22 protein-coding genes are annotated in these 18,521 nt (G+C 65.7%); 15 read left to right on the plus strand and 7 right to left on the minus strand.

Annotated elements, in window-relative coordinates:
* Positions 1 to 138: 138 nt before the first annotated feature.
* Genes JWN03_RS38820 through mptB form a run of 3 tightly spaced genes read right to left on the minus strand, consistent with a single transcriptional unit; the run spans position 139 to position 3,529 of the window.
* Complete coding sequence (locus JWN03_RS38820) at positions 139 to 921, minus strand: ABC transporter permease (protein ID WP_297626265.1); 783 nt, start codon at positions 919 to 921, stop codon at positions 139 to 141.
* Positions 918 to 1,850 carry an ABC transporter ATP-binding protein gene (locus tag JWN03_RS38825; protein ID WP_297626267.1) on the minus strand — a complete coding sequence of 311 codons (933 nt, stop codon included), beginning with the start codon at positions 1,848 to 1,850 and terminating at the stop codon, positions 918 to 920. Before JWN03_RS38825 ends, JWN03_RS38820 begins: the two co-directional genes overlap by 4 nt.
* Positions 1,847 to 3,529, minus strand: coding sequence for a polyprenol phosphomannose-dependent alpha 1,6 mannosyltransferase MptB (mptB, locus tag JWN03_RS38830; RefSeq protein WP_297626269.1), 1,683 nt, complete (start codon positions 3,527 to 3,529; stop codon positions 1,847 to 1,849). Before mptB ends, JWN03_RS38825 begins: the two co-directional genes overlap by 4 nt.
* Before the next feature lie 143 nt (positions 3,530 to 3,672).
* Between mptB and JWN03_RS38835 the strand changes: the two genes are divergently transcribed.
* On the plus strand, positions 3,673 to 4,266 hold the full coding sequence (locus tag JWN03_RS38835) for a TetR/AcrR family transcriptional regulator (protein WP_297626272.1): 594 nt from the start codon (positions 3,673 to 3,675) through the stop codon (positions 4,264 to 4,266).
* A 42-nt stretch (positions 4,267 to 4,308) separates the two neighbouring features.
* A complete protein-coding gene (locus JWN03_RS38840) occupies positions 4,309 to 5,328 on the plus strand; it encodes a zinc-dependent alcohol dehydrogenase (protein WP_297626275.1) in 1,020 nt (339 codons plus the stop codon).
* A 34-nt stretch (positions 5,329 to 5,362) separates the two neighbouring features.
* Here JWN03_RS38840 and JWN03_RS38845 read toward each other — a convergent pair whose 3' ends face one another.
* Positions 5,363 to 6,037: a GAP family protein gene (locus JWN03_RS38845; RefSeq protein WP_297626278.1), complete on the minus strand. Its 675-nt coding sequence runs from the start codon at positions 6,035 to 6,037 to the stop codon at positions 5,363 to 5,365.
* A gap of 246 nt (positions 6,038 to 6,283) precedes the next feature.
* Here JWN03_RS38845 and JWN03_RS38850 point away from each other — a divergent pair, with 246 nt between their 5' ends.
* Genes JWN03_RS38850 through JWN03_RS38880 form a run of 7 tightly spaced genes read left to right on the plus strand, consistent with a single transcriptional unit; the run spans position 6,284 to position 12,716 of the window.
* Positions 6,284 to 7,126, plus strand: coding sequence for a helix-turn-helix transcriptional regulator (locus JWN03_RS38850; RefSeq protein WP_297626379.1), 843 nt, complete (start codon positions 6,284 to 6,286; stop codon positions 7,124 to 7,126).
* Positions 7,123 to 8,559 carry a Fe-S cluster assembly protein SufB gene (sufB, locus tag JWN03_RS38855; protein WP_297626282.1) on the plus strand — a complete coding sequence of 479 codons (1,437 nt, stop codon included), beginning with the start codon at positions 7,123 to 7,125 and terminating at the stop codon, positions 8,557 to 8,559. The genes JWN03_RS38850 and sufB overlap by 4 nt, the downstream gene beginning before the upstream one ends.
* Complete coding sequence (sufD, locus tag JWN03_RS38860; protein WP_297626285.1) at positions 8,559 to 9,737, plus strand: Fe-S cluster assembly protein SufD; 1,179 nt, start codon at positions 8,559 to 8,561, stop codon at positions 9,735 to 9,737. Before sufB ends, sufD begins: the two co-directional genes overlap by 1 nt.
* 37 nt (positions 9,738 to 9,774) lie before the next feature.
* Complete coding sequence (gene sufC / locus JWN03_RS38865; protein WP_297626288.1) at positions 9,775 to 10,548, plus strand: Fe-S cluster assembly ATPase SufC; 774 nt, start codon at positions 9,775 to 9,777, stop codon at positions 10,546 to 10,548.
* Between the two features lie 4 nt (positions 10,549 to 10,552).
* Positions 10,553 to 11,806, plus strand: coding sequence for a cysteine desulfurase (locus JWN03_RS38870; RefSeq protein ID WP_297626290.1), 1,254 nt, complete (start codon positions 10,553 to 10,555; stop codon positions 11,804 to 11,806).
* A gap of 3 nt (positions 11,807 to 11,809) precedes the next feature.
* The gene (sufU, locus tag JWN03_RS38875) at positions 11,810 to 12,298 is read left to right on the plus strand and encodes a Fe-S cluster assembly sulfur transfer protein SufU (RefSeq protein WP_297626291.1); all 489 of its coding nucleotides are present in this window, start codon (positions 11,810 to 11,812) and stop codon (positions 12,296 to 12,298) included.
* Positions 12,291 to 12,716, plus strand: a complete 426-nt coding sequence (locus JWN03_RS38880) for a metal-sulfur cluster assembly factor (protein ID WP_297626293.1) — start codon at positions 12,291 to 12,293, stop codon at positions 12,714 to 12,716. The genes sufU and JWN03_RS38880 overlap by 8 nt, the downstream gene beginning before the upstream one ends.
* A 62-nt stretch (positions 12,717 to 12,778) precedes the next feature.
* Here JWN03_RS38880 and JWN03_RS38885 read toward each other — a convergent pair whose 3' ends face one another.
* Complete coding sequence (locus JWN03_RS38885) at positions 12,779 to 13,552, minus strand: SDR family NAD(P)-dependent oxidoreductase (RefSeq protein WP_297626296.1); 774 nt, start codon at positions 13,550 to 13,552, stop codon at positions 12,779 to 12,781.
* A gap of 24 nt (positions 13,553 to 13,576) precedes the next feature.
* Here JWN03_RS38885 and JWN03_RS38890 point away from each other — a divergent pair, with 24 nt between their 5' ends.
* From JWN03_RS38890 to JWN03_RS38900, 3 genes are all read left to right on the plus strand, one after another.
* Complete coding sequence (locus JWN03_RS38890; RefSeq protein ID WP_297626300.1) at positions 13,577 to 14,023, plus strand: MerR family transcriptional regulator; 447 nt, start codon at positions 13,577 to 13,579, stop codon at positions 14,021 to 14,023.
* A 320-nt stretch (positions 14,024 to 14,343) separates the two neighbouring features.
* A complete protein-coding gene (locus JWN03_RS38895) occupies positions 14,344 to 14,685 on the plus strand; it encodes a YrdB family protein (RefSeq protein ID WP_297626381.1) in 342 nt (113 codons plus the stop codon).
* 73 nt (positions 14,686 to 14,758) lie between these two features.
* Positions 14,759 to 15,334 (plus strand): DUF7691 family protein, encoded by a 576-nt coding sequence (locus JWN03_RS38900; protein ID WP_297626303.1) that lies wholly within the window; start codon positions 14,759 to 14,761, stop codon positions 15,332 to 15,334.
* A 12-nt stretch (positions 15,335 to 15,346) separates the two neighbouring features.
* Here JWN03_RS38900 and JWN03_RS38905 read toward each other — a convergent pair whose 3' ends face one another.
* Positions 15,347 to 15,973, minus strand: coding sequence for a hypothetical protein (locus JWN03_RS38905; RefSeq protein ID WP_297626306.1), 627 nt, complete (start codon positions 15,971 to 15,973; stop codon positions 15,347 to 15,349).
* Positions 15,974 to 16,061: 88 nt separating this feature from the next.
* On the opposite strand from JWN03_RS38905, the gene lexA reads away from it, so the two are divergent.
* The 3 genes from lexA (at position 16,062) to JWN03_RS38920 (ending at position 17,994) form a co-directional block, all read left to right on the plus strand.
* A complete protein-coding gene (gene lexA, locus JWN03_RS38910) occupies positions 16,062 to 16,724 on the plus strand; it encodes a transcriptional repressor LexA (protein ID WP_297626309.1) in 663 nt (220 codons plus the stop codon).
* Positions 16,725 to 16,792: 68 nt separating this feature from the next.
* Complete coding sequence (locus JWN03_RS38915; RefSeq protein WP_297626311.1) at positions 16,793 to 17,248, plus strand: DUF4189 domain-containing protein; 456 nt, start codon at positions 16,793 to 16,795, stop codon at positions 17,246 to 17,248.
* A 122-nt stretch (positions 17,249 to 17,370) separates the two neighbouring features.
* Complete coding sequence (locus tag JWN03_RS38920; protein ID WP_297626313.1) at positions 17,371 to 17,994, plus strand: hypothetical protein; 624 nt, start codon at positions 17,371 to 17,373, stop codon at positions 17,992 to 17,994.
* A 7-nt stretch (positions 17,995 to 18,001) separates the two neighbouring features.
* Here the strand turns inward: JWN03_RS38920 and JWN03_RS38925 are convergent, their stop codons facing one another.
* Entirely contained in the window at positions 18,002 to 18,505 is a 504-nt protein-coding gene (locus tag JWN03_RS38925) for a nucleoside deaminase (protein ID WP_297626315.1), read from the minus strand.
* Positions 18,506 to 18,521 lie beyond the last annotated feature (16 nt).

Here is an 18,521-nt window from a genome sequence, read left to right on the forward strand (position 1 = left end):
CTGCACCCGGAGCGAGGGCATCGGGAGCAGGTCGACGAGTCGCTGGAATGCGCGAGATAGCACGCGTCGATGGTAGCGGGAGCGTATTCGGGCCGATCACCGGCCCTACTACAACGCGTCGTTAGTCTGAGGAGCCGGTCAGTCGAAACGGAAGAAACGCGTCGCCAGCCAGCCGCTCACACTGCCCCAGGCGGCCAGCACGGCAATGCCGTACCAGTCGATGCTCTTGCGCAGCGCCTGATTCAGGCACTCCGACAGCGCACTGGAGGGAATGATCCGGGCAATCAAATTCACCACGTGCGGAATGTCATCGGACATGACCACCAGGCTCGCGGTGCCCAGCATGATGAACCAGAGAATATTCGCGAGCGCGAGCACGATCTCCGCCTTGAGCGTGCCGCCCAGCAGCAGGCCGAGCGCACCGAAAGCGACTGTGCCCAGCGCGATCACGACCGCGCCGAGCGCGAGACCGATGATCGAAGGCCGCCAGCCGAGCGCAACACCGATGGCGCCCAGCAGAATCGACTGCAATACCACCACGATGAGCACGGCCGCGCACTTGCCCGCAACGATGCCCCAGCGTGGCAAGGGTGTTGCCCCAAGGCGTTTCAGCGCACCGTAGCGGCGATCGAATCCGACGGCGATGGCCTGCCCGGTAAATGCGGTGGACATGACCGCCACCATCATGACCGCGGGCACGACCCGATCCACCCGATGCGCGCCGAGACCGCTCATCGGCAGCAGCGTGAGACCGATCAGCAGTGTGATCGGAATGAACATGGTGAGCAGCAGCTGTTCGCCATTGCGCAGCAACAGGATCAGTTCCATGCGCGTCTGCGAGATCAGCATCTTGGCGCGGGTGGTGGGCTGCGGCGCCGGCGTGAACGTGCCCGGTGCGAAGCGGTTCGTGGTCTCGGTCATCCGCGGATCTCCCGGCCGGTCAGTTCGAGGAAGACGTCTTCCAAGCGCCGCTGGTCGATGCGAATGTCGGTGGGCAGCACATTGATCTGTGCGCACCACGCCGTGACGGTCGCGAGCACCTGCGGGGTGATATCGCCGTGCAGCTGATAGGAGCCGGGCGTGGCCTCCTTGGGCGTGAAGCCTTCCGGCAGCGCCGCGGCCAGCAGCACGAGGTCGAGATTCGGTGGTGCGGTGAAGGCCAGCCGGCCCTCCGCACCGTGCGAGGTCACCTCGCTGGGCGTGCCCTGCGCGACAATGCGGCCGTGGTCGATGATGACCAGCTGATCGGCCAGCTGTTCGGCCTCGTCCATGAGATGCGTGGTGAGCAGCACGCTGACACCGTCGCGGCGCAGGGCGTCGATGAGCTCCCACACGAGATGCCTTGCCTGCGCATCCAATCCGGCGGTCGGCTCATCCAGGAAGACGATCTCGGGGCGGCCGACCAGCGCACAGGCCAGCGCCAGTCGTTGCTGCTGACCGCCGGAGAGCCGCCGGTAGGGTGTGCGGCGCGCATCCTGCAGGCCGAGCGTCTTCAACAGCCAGTTCGGATCGAGCGGATGGGCCGAGTACGAGGCGACCAGATCCAGCATCTCCCCGGCGCGCGAACCCGGATACGCCCCGCCGCCCTGCAGCATGACGCCGATGCGCGGGCGCAAGCGGTCGGAGTCGGCGATCGGGTCCAGGCCCAGCACCCGCACGGTCCCGGCATCGGGCGAGACGAAACCCTCGCACATCTCGGTGGTGGTGGTCTTGCCGGCGCCATTGGGGCCGAGCAGCGCCAGCACTTGCGCGCGTTCGAGTACGAAGCTGAGACCGTCGACTGCGGTGGTATCGCCGTAGCGTTTGACGACGCCGTCGACTCTGACGGCGGGTTCCGAAGCTGCGGTCACGAGGACACACCGTAGGCCGTGGGCTGCTGTGACGGAGCCGACACCCCCGGCTGATTGCGCCACGGCAGCACATTTCGGGTGAGGAAGATCAGCAGTACGCCCACGAGCACGGTGGCGATCGCCGACTCCACGATCTGGAAGACATAGAAGTCCGCGCCACGCGGCATGAGGATCACGCTCACCACCGCGGAGAACGCGACCGCGGGCACCCGGAAGGCGGGCCGGTTCGCCCAGGCGGCCAGCGGCACGATCGCCCACAGCAGGTACCAGGGCTGCACCACCGGGAACAGCAGCACGATCGCGCCGAGCGAGACGCCCATGGCGCCGACCGGGTGCAAGCGCCCGGTCCAGGCGGCGACGAGCATGCGGATCGTCACGAAGACGGCCACCGCCCCGGCGATCGGCCGGGTGATGCCGAGCAGCGCAGTGGTGTGGTCACCGAGGCCCAGCAGTACTCCGCCGAATCCGGTGACAATGCCCAGCGCGGTCGGCACCGACATCCAACTGCGCACCGTGGTGGCGGCATTGAGTGTGTGAATCCAGCCGAAACCGAGCCCGCTCGCAAAACTCACGAACAGCGTGGTGGCTATGGCCATCGCACCGAGCAGTGCTCCGGCTATGAGGACCGTGCGTAAACCGCCACGCCAGCGTTTGGCCAGGGCCATGGTCACGAAGCCGAGAGCGATAATCGAAGTGATCTTGATCGAGGACGACAGCGTGATGACCACGACGCCGAACACCAGCAGCGTCCACGCACGTCTGTCGAACGGATGCGTGTCCTCGATGGCGCGCAGGCAGAACTCCGTACCGGCCAGCATCAGCCCGAGCATGAGCGCGTCATTGTGCACGCCGCCGACCAGGTGGAACAGCACCAGCGGGTTCGCCGCACCCAGCCACAGCGCGCTCACCGGCGCGACACCGCAGCGCCGGGACAGTCGCGGCAGCGCCCAGACGATCAGCGCCACACCCGCGAGCGCCAGCAGCCGGTGCAGCCACACCCCGGCAATGATGTTGTCCCCGGCCAACTCCGAGATGCCGCGTCCCATCCACAGGAACAGCGGACCGTACGGCGCGGGCGTCTCGCGCCAGATATTCGGCACATTGTTGGTCAGGACATTATTGAGCCCCAGGCCATCCGCGGGCCCGACCGCATAAGGGTCCAGTCCACGCGCCGCGATCTCACTCTGCGCCAAATACGAGTACACGTCATTGCTGAACATGGGCGGCGCGACACTGAGCGGAATGATCCACAGCAGCAGCGTCCGATCCAGCTGCGACCGGGTGAGCCGGTGCCGTGGATGCCCGCCCCAGCCGCCGACCGCGAAGCGGCCGAGCAGCAGCCAGGCCATCACCACCAGCACCGTGCCGATCATGCACATGGCCAGCGTGGAGGTGTGCGCCCGCGCGAAGAATCCCAGCACCCGCATACCGGACGTCGGATTCTGATGCACCGGTTGTGCGCCGACTCCGAGCGCCGAAATCGCCATGATCACGGCCCCGGTCGCGCCCAGCATGCGGATCCGGCTCAGCTGCAGCGTTTCCCGCCGGTCCAGCCCCGGCACATCGGTTTCGATGCTGTGCAGCACGGCAATGGTGTGGTCGGCGGCCGGCACGTCGAGGCCGAGGGCCCGGCGACCCAGTTCTCTTACTCTGCGCCCCGCGCCGTCCGCTACTGCCACAGCCGCAAAGACTAGTAGGGAGTGCCGCCGCCGACTCCGATCGCCCGGCCGTACCGGGTGACGGTGTCGCAGACCGCGCCATATCGGGTTGATCCTGCGCTGTTCGGGCTGCCGGTGTCGGACCGCACTCATACGCTTGATGCATGGTTTCCGAGTCGAAGCGGCGAATCGAGGTGGCGGCGGCGGGGCTACTGGCCCGGCACGGCTATCACGGATTCGGCCTGAAGAAGCTGAGCGAAGCGGCCGGGCTGCCGTACGGATCTATCTACCACCACTTTCCGGGGGGAAAGGAGGAAATTGCCGTCTCTGCCATTACCGGTACCGGAGTGCTGGTGGGGCGCATGATCAGTGAGGCTCCGGCGGATGTGTTCGGCACGGCGGCAACCCTGTTCGACTTCATGGCCGCGAAACTCGCTGCGTCCGAATGGACAGACGGTTGTCCGGTCGGCACGCCCGCGCTGGACGGTGGCAGTGATGTGGAGGCGGTGCGCACCGCGTGCGTTGCTGCATTCGATGCCATGACAGCGGGTTTCACGCAGCTGCTCACCGATATGGGCCTGCCGCCGGGGGAGTCGTACGAGTTGGCCACCACGGTGGTCGCCGCCTACGAGGGCGCGACCCTGCTCGCCCGGGTCCGGCGCTCGGACGAGCCATTGCACACCGTGTCCGCCGCACTGGCCCGCTTGATCCGCCTGAGTCTCGCCGAAGTCGCCGTTGTCGAGCAGAAATCACCCTAGGAGGGGGTTGCCTAGAACGATCGTTCTAGCGATGATCGGTGTATGAAGCGACTCATGCTGGACGGTCCCGGCGCACTGCGCTGGGAAGACTGCCCCGAACCCACCCTCGATGCGCCCGATCAGGCCCTGGTCCGGCCGATCGCCGTGGCCACCTGCGATCTGGATCCCGCTGTCCTGCAAGGGCATTTCCCCCTCCCCGGCCCCTACCCCTTCGGTCATGAAGGGATCGCCGAGGTCATCGCCGTAGGCGAAGGCGTCCGCACCGTGACCCCCGGCGACAGAGTGGTCGTCCCGTTCCAAATCTCCTGCGGTGTCTGTGCGCCCTGCCTGCGCGGCCGCACCGGCAACTGCACCGCCCACACCCGCATGTCCAGCTATGGCCTCGGGTTGATGGGCGGCCTCGAATGGGGCGGTCTCTGGGCCGACCTCGCCCTGATTCCGCACGCCGACGCCATGCTCGTCCCGCTGCCCGCCGGCATCGACCCCGTCGCGGTGGCGAGTGCCAGCGACAATATCCCCGACGCCTATCGCGCTGTGGCCCCGCAACTTTCCGCCGATCCCGGCGCCGAAGTCCTCATTCTCGGCGGCTCCGCCGCCACCTCCATCGGCCTCTACGCCGCCGGTCTCGCGGTAGCCCTCGGCGCCTCCCGCACCGTCTACCTCGACACCGACCCCGAAAGACTGGAGATCGCAGCCGAACTCGGCGCCGAGTCGATCGAAGGCGACTCGACCACCCGAGTCGGCCGCTTCCTCATCACCGTCGAAGCCGCAGGCGGCGCCACCGCCCTCCGCGCCGCCATCAACGCCACCGCCGGCGACGGCTGGTGCACCAGCGTCAGCGTCCAAGCCCAGGACGTCCCGCTCCCACTCCTCGGAATGTATTCGCGCTGCTGCACCTTCCACACCGGCCGCGCCCACGTCCGCCCCGCAATCCCGCACGTGCTGGACCTGGTCGCCACCGGCCGCTTCGACCCATCCGTCGTCACCACCCGCACAGTGCCCTTCGAGGACTCCCTGGACGCACTCCTGGAAGCACCCAGGAAGCTGGTCGCCGTCCGCTGACCTGTGGAAGAAGTAGTCGCGCAACCCTTTTCGGCTACGAGGCCAGGCCGCTGATGCCGTCTCCCAGGGATTTGGCGCTGAGCAGGGCGAGTAGGACCGCCATGATGACGTATTGGTTGCGGACGGTCCAGGTCTTCCAGCGGTCGAGGGTGCCGGCGCCGGTGGTGTGGTTGAGGAAGTGCACTGCCAGTGGGATCAGTACGACCAGGGAGGCGATGGCGACGAAGATTGCCGCGGCGCCGATGCGGCCGCCGATATGTGAGGTGGAGGATGCGGTGGTTACGGCGCCGGCGGCGACCTGCATGACGTTCTTCGGATTGGCCACCACCAGCACGGCGCCCAGGATCAGGCAGTTGCGGGTGGTGAATTCTCGTACTCGCTGCAGCCGCGGGGGCAGCGAATCCGGGTCGGCGGCTCGGGACAGTCGCAGTTGCTGCAGTGCCATCAGAGCGATGAGCACGCCGAGGGTCAGCCGGAACCACGCCACCCAGGTTGCGGGCTGGCCATTGTGTTCGGCTCCGGCTCCGGCGCTGATCAGCAGCAGTGCCGTGAAGATGGCGGTGATGGCCAGCACCCAGCCCAGTACGAACGCCAGCGCGTTCTGCCGTCCCCGGGGGGCGGAGACGATGAGGATCACCGCGATCAGCGCCAGCGGACTGATGGCGACGCCGACCGCGTGACTGAGAAACTGACCGACCGCGTGTCCCATATGGAGTCTCCTGCTGTGCCGTACTGCTCGGAAGTCGAGCCCGAGCGTAGCTATATATTTGCTGATTCAGTTGAATGTCAGCAGGTTTCATCCGTTTCGGGTGAGCCCGTACGGATCGGTGTGTTTAATTCCGCGGCTGTGGCGAATTCCTCGCGAATTCCGTTACCACTTCGGAGGGGTCAGTGCCCGATTCAGTGGTGTGCAAAGCCTCACATCCCCAGGTCCAGCGAAGTCAGGTGACCCTTACTGGAACGTGGGATGGAATTCGGTCACACTGGTGTTGTGAAAACCGTGGGTTTGCGGAATGCGAAAGCAGAAACCGGGCGCCAGCTGGGCGCCCGGGCTGCTGTTGTGTCTGCACCGGCGGGCGAGGGCCACACCCGCGAGGCCGTGATCAAACTACTGCTCGAGGACGGTCCGATCACTGCGACCGCCATCGGCAAGCGTTTGGGCCTCAGCCCGGCGGGAGTGCGCCGGCATCTGGACGCTCTCATCGAATCCGGCGAAGCGCGGGCCGCCCGGTCGGCGGCCTGGCAGCAGCAGGGTCGCGGGCGTCCCGCCAAGCAGTATCAGTTGACGGCCACCGGCCGCGGCCGGCTGGGCCATGCCTACGATGACCTGGCCGGCGCCGCCATGCGTCAGCTGCGCGAGGTCGGCGGCGACACAGCCATCGTCGACTTCGCACGTAAGCGGGTCGCCACGATTGTCGCTGGAGTCGAGCAGCTCTCCCGGCACACACCCGAGGCGACGATCGACAAGGCGGAAGAGATCGCGGACGCGTTCTCCGAGGCCGGGTTCGCCGCTTCCACCCGGAAAGTCGGTGCGGGAGTACAGATCTGCCAGCACCACTGCCCGGTATCGCACGTCGCCGAGGAATTCCCGGAGTTGTGCGCCGCCGAGCTGGAGGCTTTCAAACAAATACTCGGCACGCATGTGCAGCGGCTGGCGACAATCGCCAACGGCGATTGCGCGTGCACGACACACGTCCCGCTGACGCTGCTGCCGACACAAAACTCGAATATCGCTGAAACCCCCGTTGCCCAGCCCGCAACGTCTTCTACACACGACTCCGGAAGGAGTGCCGAATGACGACAACGACCGATCAGGTGCAGCCGCTGTCCCAAGAGGAGACCATCGCCTCCATTGGGACGTACGGGTACGGCTGGGCCGACAAGGATGTCGCCGGTGCCAGTGCCAAGCGCGGCCTGTCCGAGGAGGTCGTGCGCGACATCTCGGCGAAGAAGAGCGAGCCCGAATGGATGCTCGACTTCCGGCTGAAGGCCCTGCGCATCTTCGACAAGAAGCCGATGCCGAGCTGGGGTTCGGACCTCGACGGCATCCACTTCGACAACATCAAGTACTTCGTGCGGTCGAGTGAGAAGCAGGCTGCCACGTGGGATGACCTGCCCGAGGACATCAAGAACACCTACGACAAGCTGGGCATCCCGGAGGCGGAGAAGCAGCGTCTGGTGTCCGGTGTCGCCGCGCAGTACGAGTCCGAGGTCGTCTACCACTCGATCCGCGAGGATCTCGAGAAGCTGGGCGTCATCTTCCTGGACACCGATACCGCGCTCAAGGAGCACCCGGAGCTGTTCCAGAAGTACTTCGGCTCGGTCATTCCGTCGGGCGACAATAAGTTCTCCGCGCTGAATTCGGCCACCTGGTCGGGTGGTTCGTTCATCTACGTCCCGCCGGGCGTGCACGTGGACATCCCGCTGCAGGCGTACTTCCGCATCAATACCGAGAACATGGGTCAGTTCGAGCGCACCCTGATCATCGTCGACGAGGGTGCCTACGTGCACTACGTCGAGGGTTGCACCGCGCCGATCTACTCCTCGGATTCGCTGCACTCCGCCGTCGTGGAGATCATCGTGAAGAAGGGTGGCCGCTGCCGGTACACCACGATTCAGAACTGGTCGAACAACGTCTACAACCTGGTCACCAAGCGGGCCAAGGCAGAGGCGGGCGCGACCATGGAATGGGTCGACGGCAATATCGGCTCCAAGGTCACCATGAAGTACCCGGCCGTGTGGATGACCGGTGAGTACGCCAAGGGTGAGGTGCTCTCCATCGCGTTCGCCGGCGCCGGCCAGCACCAGGACACCGGTGCGAAGATGCTGCACCTGGCGCCGCACACCTCGTCGAACATCATCTCGAAGTCGGTGGCGCGTGGTGGCGGTCGTGCGTCCTACCGTGGCCTGGTTCAGGTCAACAAGGGTGCGTACGGCTCGAAGTCGACCGTGAAGTGCGATGCGCTGCTGGTGGACAACATCTCTCGCTCGGATACCTACCCGTACGTCGATATCCGCGAGGACGACGTGACCATGGGCCACGAGGCGACTGTCTCCAAGGTGTCCGCGGACCAGCTGTTCTACCTGATGAGCCGCGGCCTCACCGAGGACGAGGCCATGGCCATGGTGGTGCGCGGCTTCGTGGAGCCGATCGCCAAGGAACTGCCCATGGAATACGCCCTCGAGCTGAACCGCCTGATCGAGCTGCAAATGGAAGGAGCCGTCGGCTGATGACGGTTGAGAATGTTGCCGTTGCTGCCGAGGCTCGTCCTCCGGCATTGAACAAGGGCGAGGTCTTCGCCTCGTTCGACGTGAACCAGTTCGAGGTGCCCTCGGCGCACGACGAGGCGTGGCGGTTCACCCCGCTGCGCCGGCTGCGTGGCCTGCACGACGGCAGTGCCGTTCGTGACGGCCAGGCCGTCGTGGAGGTGACGTCCATCGAGGGCATCACCGTCGAGACCGTCGATCGCACCGATGCGCGCCTCGGTGTCGCCGGTACGCCGACGGATCGTGTTGCCGCGCAGGCCTACTCGGGTTTCGAGCAGGCGACCGTGGTGTCCATCGCCGCGGAAACCGAAGTGGCTGATGCGGTTACGCTCACGGTCACCGGTCCGGGCGAGGGCAAGACTGCTTACGGGCACACCCAGGTCCGCCTGGGCAATTTCGCCGTCGCGAATGTGGTCATCGACCAGCGCGGCAGCGGAACCTACGCGGAGAACGTGGAATTCGTGCTCGGCGACAGCGCCAAGCTGAATGTCATCGTCATCCAGGACTGGGCCGACGACGCCGTGCACGCCACCGCGCACCACGCCAAGCTGGGTCGCGACGCAACGCTGCGGCACACCAATGTCACCCTCGGTGGCGATCTGGTGCGTCTCACCGCGACCGTCCGCTACGACGGCCCGGGCGGCGACGCCGAACTGCTCGGCGTGTACTTCGCCGATGACGGCCAGCACTTCGAACAGCGCCTGCTGATCGATCACGCGGTCCCGAACTGCAAGTCGAATGTGCTGTACAAGGGTGCGCTGCAGGGCGATCCGACCTCGCGCAAGCCCGACGCGCGCACCGTGTGGGTGGGCGATGTGCTCATTCGCGCCGCGGCCGAGGGCACCGACACCTACGAGGCCAATCGCAATCTGGTGCTCACCGATGGCGCCCGCGCCGATTCGGTGCCGAACCTGGAGATCGAGACCGGCGAGATCGTGGGCGCCGGACATGCCTCGGCCACCGGGCGTTTCGACGATGAGCAGCTGTTCTACCTGCGCTCGCGCGGTATTTCGGAGGAGGTGGCGCGACGGCTGGTCGTGCGCGGCTTCTTCTTCGAGATCATTCAGAAGATCGCGGTCCCCGAGGTCCGGGAGCGGCTCGAGAAGGCCATCGAGGCCGAGCTCGCCGCTGTCGGAGTTTGATACCAACTTTCCCTCCCTGCAAAGGAATTCGAATTCGATGACCACCCTGGAAATCAAAGACCTGCACGTAGAGGTCGCCAACCCGGACGAGTCCGGCGAGCCCATCAAGATCCTCAAGGGCGTCAACCTGACTGTGAAGTCGGGCGAGACCCACGCGATCATGGGCCCCAACGGCTCCGGCAAGTCGACCCTGTCCTACGCGATCGCCGGTCACCCCAAGTACACCGTGACCTCCGGCACCATCACCCTCGACGGTGAAGACGTGCTGGCGATGACGGTGGACGAGCGGGCGCGTGCGGGCCTGTTCCTGGCCATGCAGTACCCGGTCGAGGTTCCGGGCGTCTCGGTCTCGAACTTCCTGCGCACCGCCGCCACCGCCGTCCGCGGCGAGGCGCCCAAGCTGCGCACCTGGGTCAAGGAGCTCAAGGAGTCCATGGCCGAGCTCGAGATCGAGCCGACCTTCGTCGAGCGCTCGGTCAACGAGGGCTTCTCCGGCGGTGAGAAGAAGCGCCAGGAGATCCTGCAGCTGGGTCTGCTCAAGCCGAAGATCGCCATCCTCGACGAGACCGATTCCGGTTTGGACGTCGATGCGCTGCGCATCGTCTCCGAGGGCGTGAACAAGTACAAGGGGCGGCAGGACGGTGGCATTCTGCTGATCACCCACTACACCCGCATCCTGCGCTACATCGAGCCCGACTTCGTGCACGTGTTCGTGAACGGCCGCATTGTCGCCCAGGGCGGCAAGGAGCTGGCCGACGAGCTGGACGCGAATGGCTACGTGCGCTTCACCTCTGCCGCTGTAGGAGCTTAAAACTATGACCACCACGGTGCCCGCTCTGGACGTCGCCCGCATTCGCGCCGACTTCCCGATCCTCAGCCGCACGGTGCGAGACGGTAAACCCCTCGTCTATCTGGACTCGGGCGCCACCTCGCAGCGGCCTACGGCGGTGCTGGATGCGGAACACGAATTCCTCACTCAGCACAATGCGGCGGTGCACCGTGGTGCTCATCAGCTGGCCGAAGAGGCCACGGACGCTTACGAAGACGCGCGCGCCGATATCGCCCGCTTCGTCGGCGTGGACGCTCGCGAGATCGTCTTCACCAAGAACGCGACCGAATCGCTGAACCTGGTGACCTACGCGTTCTCCGACAGCCGGTTCCCGTACCACGTGGGTCCGGGTGACGAGATCGTTGTCACCGAGCTCGAGCATCACGCGAATCTTGTCCCGTGGCAGGAGCTTGCGCGCCGAACCGGTGCGACCCTGAAGTGGTACGGCATCACCGATGACGGTCGCATCGACCTCGATTCGCTCGAATTGTCGCCCGCCACCAAGGTTGTCGCGTTCACGCACCAGTCGAATGTGACCGGTGCGATCGCCGATGTTCCCGAAATGGTCCGCCGGGCAAAGGAAGTCGGCGCGCTGGTCGTGCTCGACGCCTGCCAGTCGGTGCCGCATATGCCGGTGAACTTCCGCGAACTGGGCGTCGACTTCGCCGCCTTCTCCGGGCACAAGATGCTCGGCCCCTCCGGCGTCGGCGTGCTCTACGGCCGCTACGCGCTGCTCGAGGAGACCCCGCCGTTCATCACCGGCGGCTCCATGATCGAGACGGTCACCATGGAGGCCACCACCTACGCCGCCCCGCCGCAGCGCTTCGAGGCCGGCGTGCCGATGACCTCGCAGGTCGTCGGACTGGGTGCGGCCGTGCGGTATCTGGAAGCTATCGGCATGGATGCGGTTGCGGCGCACGAGCATTCGCTCGTGAGCGCGACGCTCGAAGGGCTCGCCAAGATCGACGGTGTGCATATTGTCGGCCCGGTCGACAATGTGAACCGCGGCGGCGCAGTATCTTTCGTAGTGGACGGCATTCACGCCCACGATGTGGGCCAGATCCTCGATGACGAGGGCGTCGCCATTCGCGTCGGCCACCACTGCGCCTGGCCGCTCATGCGCCGCCTCGGCGTCCCGGCCACCGCGCGTGCCTCGTTCGCCGTCTACAACACCCTCGACGAGGTCGACGCACTGCTGGCCGCGGTGCGGAAGGCTCAGAGCTTCTTCGGAGTTGCATAGATCATGCGCATGGAGCAGATGTACCAGGAAGTGATCCTGGACCACTACAAGCACCCGCACCACCGGGGGCTCCGCGAGCCTTTCGGTGCGCAGGTGCATCACGTCAACCCGACCTGCGGTGACGAGATCACGCTGCGCGTACAGCTGGACGACAAGGGCGATGTCAGCGACGTCTCCTATGACGGCCAGGGTTGCTCGATCAGCCAGGCGTCCACCTCGGTGCTCGCCGACCAGGTCATCGGCCTGCCGGTCCAGCAGGCGCTGAAGGTGGTCGACTCGTTCAACGAGATGATCTCCAGTCGTGGCACGCTGGAGGGCGATGAGGACATGATCGGCGACGGCATCGCCTTCGCGGGTGTGTCCAAGTACCCGGCGCGCGTCAAATGCGCGCTGCTGGGCTGGATGGCGTTCAAGGACGCGGTGGTGCAGATAGCCTCCGCCGAGGAGACCAAGCTGCCGATGTCGAACGGGGAGAAGAAGAACGATGAGTGAGACTGAAACGTCGGCGGCCGAGACCGCCGTGACTGCGGCGACCGACACCGCTGTGGCGGAGACCGCCGACAACGCCGCACCGCAGGTAGAGCTGACCGAGGAAGAGATCAAATTCCTCGAAGACCTCGAAGAGGCCATGCGCGACGTGGTCGACCCCGAACTCGGCATCAACGTGGTCGACCTGGGGCTGGTCTACGGCATGTCGGTCACCGACGGCATCTGCAAGATGGACATGACCCTGACCTCGCCGGCCTGCCCCCTCACCGACGTGATCGAGGACCAGTCCCGCAACGCCCTGGTCCGCAGCGGCCTGGTCGACGAGCTGCAGATCAACTGGGTCTGGATGCCGCCGTGGGGCCCGGACAAGATCACCGACGACGGCCGCGAACAACTCCGCGCCCTCGGCTTCACCGTATAGAACTGCGTCAAGCGAAAGCCGCCCTTACCGGAAACGGTAAGGGCGGCTTCGTTTTTGCCGTACTAGACCTGGGTGCGCCGGGCCAGCCAGTCGTCGAATTCCGTCGCGATAATGCGCTCGTCGTGCACATCCTTCGCCGCCGCGGAGGCCAGCCAGACGATCGGCGGCCCCATGATCGACGAATCGAGCAGTCCCGCACGGACTTCAGGGGAGATGTGGCCGGGAACCATGCCGGTCGCGGTCGCACCGCCTGGGAGCAGCATATTGACGGTGACCGGGGTTCCGGCCAGATCGACCGCCATGATCCGGGACAGGGCCTCGACACCCGCACCCGCGGGGCCGTACGGGACGAACCCCGGCAGTGTCATGGTGCGCGTATTCATCGAGATATTGACGATCCGCCCCGACCCGGCATCGAGCATCAGCGGTGCGACCGCGCGCGCGACCAGGAAGACGCCCGTCATCTTCGTATCGATCACGTCCCGGAACCCGTGCGGCGGGACTTTCCAGAACGGCTGCGGTTCGGTGAGAAAATTGGGATTGACTGTGCGCATACCGATTCCGGCATTATTCACCAGCATGTCGATACAGCCGAACCGGTCGCAAACCGCATCGACAAGCACCGCGACGGACTGCTCATCACGCACATCCAGCCCGAGCCCGACCGCCGCTTGACCCAACTCCCGCGCTGTGGCCTCGGCCCGCTCTCGGTTGCGTCCGGTCACCACGACCCGCGCGCCCGCCGCGGTGAGCGCCGCTGCCATGGCCCGCCCGAGGCCGGTCGTCGCACCGGTGACAACAACCCGCATACCGTCCGCTGACTCCGAATTGCTCATGTCTCAGACGGTAATCTTTAGAGCGTGCTCGAAGTCAAGCAGCAGCCGGCGCCGACCGACGCCATACCGGATCAGGGCCTGAGTATTGCCGAGGCCGCGCGCCGCAGCGGTATCAGCGCTCACACCCTGCGCTACTACGAACGTGCGGGCCTGGTGGTCAGCGCCGTCGACCGCACCTCCGGCGGCCAGCGACGGTACCGCCAGTTGGATCTGACCTGGATCACCGTCTGCACCCGGCTGCGCGCCACCGGCATGCCCATCAAGACCATCCGCCGCTACGCCGAACTCGTCGCGGCGGGCCGCGGCAATGAGCAGGAACGCCTCGCCCTCATGGAGGCGCACCGCGCCGATGTAGCCGCCAAAATCGCTGAGCTGCAAGACAATCTCGAACTCATAGACCACAAGATCGACGTCTACCGCGGCCGCGTGGCCATCGGTGACGCCGACCAATTGTGGGCACCGCGGGCGTAGCTGCATCCCCGGTAGGGCCCTGCTCGGCATCAGCACGACTCCCGCACCGGCCGTGACTGCCACGTCTGCCTGCTGGTGGCGCCTTTGGGTGCCGCCCTGCCGTTCTCCGTCGAGATCGGCGACGACGATTCGGACGGAATCGTAATCTCCACACAATCGGGAACGAGCACCACAGCTGAGCCGCACCCGAGGCGGTAACCCCAGCGGTAGCCGACCGACGGCCTGTGCCCTGGGCTGGTTGGCAAGCGGGCGATTCACAGCGGTGGTAGAACTGCGGGGTTCGTGCGCAGCCCGCGCAGGAGGAAGGAGTCTCCACGTTGGTGCTGTCGATCATCAAGGCGCTCAATGCGACTGTCGCGTTCGCACTGGAACTGGCGACCCTAGTCGCGGTCGGCTACTGGCCTTTCACCTGGGAGCAGACTACAGCGATCCGGACGTTCTCGGCGCTGGGTCTTGTTGCCGTGATGGCGAGTGTGTGGGGCACATTCGGCTCGCCCGGCAGTTCGCTGACCGGCGTGACGCGGATCGTGTTCGAGGTGTTCTGGTTCGGTCTCGGCATTGCCGCCGTGTACACGACGCGGCGGCCTCGACTGGCGGCGGTGTTCGCGGTTGTCTTTGTCGTCAATGCCGTGCTTGCGCGTGTCCTGCACCAGATCAGCTGAGCGCTGAGATCGGACCGACCCGTCGTAGCGGGTCCGGCTGCTAGGGTGTCTCGGTCGTGCCGGAAGGGGAATTGTGTCGTACATTGTGAGCCCGTATGCCGTTGACCTGGAAGGGATCCGACTGATCGGTTCGTACAGCCAGGAGTTCGCCGATCATGTGGTGCGGTCGTCGCCGCGGCATGTGCTGGATCGGCTGGACGAGGCCGAGGAGCTCGGGCTGACGCCGCGGGATGTCATGCGGCAGTTGCTGCTCGGGGAACCCATGCACGAGGACTTCGGGCCCACGTACGGGCATGCGCTCGAGGTGCTGTGCCATCACGCCGGCACGCTGCTGAACAATGCGCACTGGGCGGGGATGCGGTTCCGCTACTTCTCGATGGTGGAGGAGGCGTTGTCGGAGCTGGGCGTGGACTTCGATCCGGCGGGGCTGGTGCTGGGCGGAGCGCCCATCGATCTGCCGCCGATCGATGATTTCCCGAGTATCGGGTACGTCGAGAGCCACCGAATCGGCGCCATGGCAGACACATTGGATGAGGTGGAGCTGGAGCGGCTCACCGATGATTCCATCCGCGGGTCGGTGGCGGAATTGCGCGATTGGGCGCGCACCTGCCAGACCGAGGGCGTCGGCCTGGTGTGCTTCTACTACTGAATCCGGCCGGATTCAGGGTCTCTTGGTCCAGAACAGTTTGTCGAGATTCTTGCGGCGATCGTCGGCCCAGTCCCAGATGTAGTCGGCGATCCGCAGCGGATTGTCGAGGGTGGTGCTGAGCATGTGGCCACCCTCCCGATACTCGAGCAGGTAGTCGTCGACGCCCTGGCGATAGGTCTGGATGAAGGTGTCCGGATCGTCCGGTTCCTGCACGATGAGGAACGGCGTCGGGGTCAGCTCCTGTAATTGCGGTATCCACGAGTGCAATTGGCGCTTGGTCAGCACATCGAAATATCTGGTGCCGCCGACATTCACCCGGAACTCCCGCATCTCGGGGCTCTCCAGTGACCGATCCCGCGGATCGTAGAGCGCGAATTCGGTTCCGGCGATGAGCTCTTCGATCCACAGCAGCACCCGCCAGGCCGCGTGCTCGGGCACCGTCACCCGCACGCACTCACCCACCGCGGCCAGCGTGATCCGCCCGTTCCACACCGGAATCTCGGTGTTCCAGCGCCATAGCCCGGCCAGAATCGGTCCGAGACTCACCGCCGGTACGCCGTCGCTGGACGCCACATAGGCTTCGACCGCATCGGCCGAAGCGACGGAATCAGCCGGTAGTACGACGAATTCGCAACTCACCCGGACCAACCTAATCTACGAGGCCGACACGATGGGCCGGAGCTCCTCACGCCGCGGTAACCCCGCGCCGACGCCGTAGGATGCCCGGGTGACCGGATACGACGACTTCGACGGGTTCGCCCACCTCGACACCTCGACCCTGGCGCCCCGCCAGCAGCAGATTCTGTGCACGATCCGCGATTGGGTGCAGCGCCACGGGTATTCGCCCAGCAGCCGCGAGATCGGTGACGCGGTCGGCTTGAAGTCCGGTTCGTCGGTATCGAAACATTTGAAGGCGCTGGAGGATCGCGGTTTCCTCGCGCGCGGCGAATCGGTCACCCGTCCGATGGATGTCCGCATGTTCCTGCGCGCCGCCGCCCCGCAGCAGCAGTCCGGCGATTCGGTCTCGGTGCCGGTGGTCGGCGATATCGCCGCCGGCGCCCCGATCCTCGCCGAGCAGCACACCGATGATGTGTTGTCGCTGCCGCGCGAATTGGTGGGGCGTGGCACCGTATTCGGTCTGCGGGTCCGCGGTGACTCCATGATCGACGCAGCCATCTGCGACGGCGATATCGTGGTGATTCGCCAGGAGGCCGAAGCGCACTCCGGTGAGATCGTCGCCGCCATGATCGACGGCGAAGCCACCGTCAAGGTCTATCGCCGTCGTAACGGCCACGTGTATCTCGAACCTCGCAACCCCGCATATGACGTTATCGACGGTGACAAGGCCGTGGTTCTGGGTAAAGTCGTCTCGGTAATGCGCCGAGTCTGAATTGGACTTTGGGGATGGGCTCGACGATGATTCGACCCGTTCTATCAAATCATCACGGGGAGTATCGAATGTCGTTGCTGCGCAAGGCTGGAATGGGCCTCGCCATCACCTCGATGGCCGCGATGGGCGCCATCGCTGCCGGTCCCGCCAACGCGGCGGGAATCGATGGTGGATTCAAGGCCGCCTCCGGTGATCTGTACGGTGCCCTGGCACTGTCGCGGAGCACCGGAAATGTCGCTTATGCGGTGAACTATGGCAACTGGGACGGCGCCGACGGCGCCGCCGTCAACAAATGTGGTGGTGGCGACTGCCAGGTCGTGGTCCACTTCGCCAATGCGTGCGGCTCTGTCGCGCAGGGCGCCGACTCCCGCTTCGGCTGGGCGTGGGCTGCCACCAAGGGGGACGCCGAGACCGCTGCGGTGAACGCACTGGGTACCAGCGCCCCCGCGTTCCCGGACACGGGTTCGGGTTCGCCGCGTGCGGCGAAGGTGGTCCTGTCGGCGTGCACCGACAACGCACACTGAGCACGCTCGGCGACTAGTGAACGCAGCAGTGCGCCGTGCCGGATTCGTCCGGTACGGCGCACTTTTGTTTGCTCGGCCCCATTCTCCAGCAAACCACCCATCGCGCCGGAGATGATTTCGAGGTGGACGACATCACCTACGAGGACACCCGGTTCGCACTGCACGCGGCGGCGGAACTGCTCATCGCGGGTCCGCAGTACCGGCGGTTCGGCAGCATCAGAATGCGAATCGTGTTGGGTGGCTTCACCGGCATGAAATGGCCGGTCTCGGTGACCGGCGCTGATCTGGTGTGGCCGCAGGGCCGTATCCGGTTGCACGGCACCTACAGCGACCTCGCGCTCGCCGCCGGTTTCGAGGCCGCCGGGCCGCCCGAGGGCCTCTACAGCGAAGGTACCGGCATGGATCCGGAAGAACCCTTCACCGTCGATACCGCGGCCGCGGTCTCCGTACACGATTGGTTCGCGCTGGGGGACACCGCATTACGGCGATTCGCCACCGAGCAGCCGATTCTCTGGCCGGAGCACTTCGACCTGTCGGTGGCGATCGACGAGGTGAATTACGGTGTCTCGCCGGGGGATTGGCAGAATCCGCAGCCGTACGCCTACGTGGGGCCGTGGACTCGCCGTCGCGGCGATTTCTGGAATGCCCCGTTCGGCGCCAAGCGATCCCGCTCCGAAGTCTCCACTGTCGAAAGCCTGCTGGAGTTTTTCCGGGAGGGCAGGGTGCGAGCGGCTGCGGACGCCTAGTGGTTGTTCAGTAGTCGATGCGGTCAGACTTGGCCAGCCACGCGTCGAACGGCGCCGTACGGTTCGGCAGGTCCAGCTGCTCGACCCGCGTCGGCCACATCGACTTCGGCTTCGTTTCGAACAGGTCGTAGAACACGCGGTCGTCGAAACCGGCGACCGCGGCATCATGCCGATCGGCGGCGTAGACGATGCGGTCGATGCGCGCCCACAGCGCGGAGGACAGGCACATCGGGCAGGGCTCGCACGAGGTGATCAGAACACAGCCCTTGAGCGTGAAGGTGTCCAGCTGTTTGCAGGCGGCCCGCATGGCGCTCACCTCGGCGTGCGCCATGGGGTCCAGGGTCGCGGTGACCTGGTTGTGCCCGATCGCGACGACCTCGCCATCCTTGGCGACCAGTGCGCCGAACGGACCGCCGCCCTCCGTCACGCTGGTCGTGGCCAACCTGATCGCCTCGTTCATCCAGGCGCGCTCGAGTTCCTGAATGTTCGTTTCTTGGATGTGCGCGGTCACGGTCACTCCTTTTTCG

The organism is Nocardia sp. (genome assembly GCF_025465275.1).
Lineage (GTDB): Bacteria > Actinomycetota > Actinomycetes > Mycobacteriales > Mycobacteriaceae > Nocardia.